Origin of the sequence: Xenorhabdus sp. IM139775 (assembly GCF_028598745.1) — a bacterium.
Lineage (GTDB): Bacteria > Pseudomonadota > Gammaproteobacteria > Enterobacterales > Enterobacteriaceae > Xenorhabdus.
In genome coordinates this window covers 1-1,550 of sequence record NZ_JAQRFK010000180.1, presented here as the reverse complement: position 1 = coordinate 1,550, position 1,550 = coordinate 1, and the positions used below count along the sequence as shown (strand labels likewise).

The 1,550-nt window shown below is 42.0% G+C and carries 4 protein-coding genes; 1 reads left to right on the top strand and 3 read right to left on the bottom strand.

Translation table 11 applies throughout. From position 1 onward, the window contains the following. Together PSI17_RS16790 and PSI17_RS16785 are read right to left on the bottom strand one after the other, a co-directional pair. A partial coding sequence (locus PSI17_RS16790; protein WP_273553046.1) for a primase-helicase zinc-binding domain-containing protein occupies positions 1-215 on the bottom strand: 215 nt, incomplete at its 3' end. A gap of 3 nt (positions 216-218) precedes the next feature. After that, positions 219-578, bottom strand: coding sequence for a hypothetical protein (locus PSI17_RS16785; protein ID WP_273553045.1), 360 nt, complete (start codon positions 576-578; stop codon positions 219-221). A gap of 320 nt (positions 579-898) precedes the next feature. Between PSI17_RS16785 and PSI17_RS16780 the strand changes: the two genes are divergently transcribed. Continuing rightward, positions 899-1,078, top strand: a complete 180-nt coding sequence (locus PSI17_RS16780; RefSeq protein ID WP_273553044.1) for a YlcI/YnfO family protein — start codon at positions 899-901, stop codon at positions 1,076-1,078. A 178-nt stretch (positions 1,079-1,256) separates the two neighbouring features. On the opposite strand, the gene PSI17_RS16775 is transcribed toward PSI17_RS16780, so the two are convergent. After that, on the bottom strand, positions 1,257-1,541 hold the full coding sequence (locus PSI17_RS16775; RefSeq protein ID WP_273553047.1) for a helix-turn-helix transcriptional regulator: 285 nt from the start codon (positions 1,539-1,541) through the stop codon (positions 1,257-1,259). Positions 1,542-1,550 lie beyond the last annotated feature (9 nt).

Genomic DNA, 1,550 nt, shown 5'->3' with positions numbered 1-1,550 from the left:
TTATGGTGATCATCCATAAAGTGAAAGCGGTCAGTTCCCCCACATATCGGGCAAGCGCCATGCTTCCCCTTTGCCGGAACCTCAACGCCACAGGCGGGCAACAGGCTTTGCCAATGATTCATGGCGGATTTTTTTACCGTATGGATAAAGTCGAGGGGGAGAGTTTCTTCATTGTTTTTACGGCGGTTATATCCATATGCAGATGATTGACTCATGGCTTATTCCTCATAAACAGCCGCTTGAAGCGCATGGTAGACTTCCTGATTGATATCACAGGCCAACGCAATCAGGTTATTTAAATCGATGGAACATTCAGACTTGGCTTTTTCAAGAATGACGTAAAATAAAGAGGTCGCCAGCCTTGTATTGTGCATGGCCTGATCCAGTGAGATGGGTGCTCTATTCTCGTACACGCTGACGATTTCAGTATCAACGGTTTCATTATCTGGCATACAAGCACTGCGAATATTTTGGGCGGCTTTCTCCGCGCCGCGTAATGTCTTGTATTTGTAGCGGACAGTTTCTTTTTTTATCTCGCCTGTATGCTGATTTGTCGTGGTGACAATGATCTTAAACATGGCTTACCTCCTGAATGGAGATAAGGCGCACCGGGTGAATATCTGTTAGTCGTTGATTGCTTGATGCAATTAGACATGTAAATTTAAGGCGAGTTTGGTTAGACTGTGTGTCAGCCATAGCATTAGCTCCGATAATGTTGTGGTTAGACGCCTCGATAGTGTTTGCCGCACTTAGAGGCGTTGCTTTTTCCTGCTTTTGATATCTCAAGGTGAATCGCACCTTGAAATTCACTTTACTTTTAATTGAATCGCACTTCAATCCTTTTTTTATAATTTTCTTTGTGTATACTGAATCGCACCTATGTATAAGGAGTTCAGTAATGGCAACAGGTTCTAAGAATGCTAAGTCACAACAGCTAAACGCAAGATTCCCACACGAAGTTGTTGAAGAAATGGAAAAATACATTGCAGATGGTGAAAACAAAGCACAATTTATCGTTACTTCTGTCAAAGCTGAAATCAAACGCCGCCAGCGCAAAGTCAAGGCATTATCTGAGTAATAATCAACGAACCCTCTTAAAGAGGGTTGTTTCTCAAATTGATGGTTATTTAATTTCAAATAATTTCTATAGTTAATATCTACCATCACATCCCTTTATGCCCAAAATCAGGCTATTTTTAGAGTGAGTTTGACCACTGCCAATTAAGGCAGTTAATTTTTTTTCATGATGTTATTTTTTAATTGGTAAGTTTACGGCTGTACGGGTTATTTACATTGTTTACTGTTGGCGGGTTACGTACCCAATGCAGCAGATCACTGAGCAACCAAGCACAAGAATTACGGCCTAATGGCTTACGGGCAGGGAAGCGTCCTTCATTTTCCAGTTTCCATGCTGACGTTCTGGAAATAGAAGTAATGTGATGGCGTTCCTTTTCGCGGACAAGGCGATCATAGGGTTCGACATACTCGGAAAGGATAGAGCGGCGTTCTTCTGATGTAGGAGAATTATACTGAATGGTCATGTTACCCTC

Coding starts and splice junctions, on each gene's coding strand:
- PSI17_RS16775 (WP_273553047.1), bottom strand. CDS start 1,541: ATGACCATTCAGTATAATTCTCCTACATCAGAAGAACGCCGCTCTATC.
- PSI17_RS16780 (WP_273553044.1), top strand. CDS start 899: ATGGCAACAGGTTCTAAGAATGCTAAGTCACAACAGCTAAACGCAAGA.
- PSI17_RS16785 (WP_273553045.1), bottom strand. CDS start 578: ATGTTTAAGATCATTGTCACCACGACAAATCAGCATACAGGCGAGATA.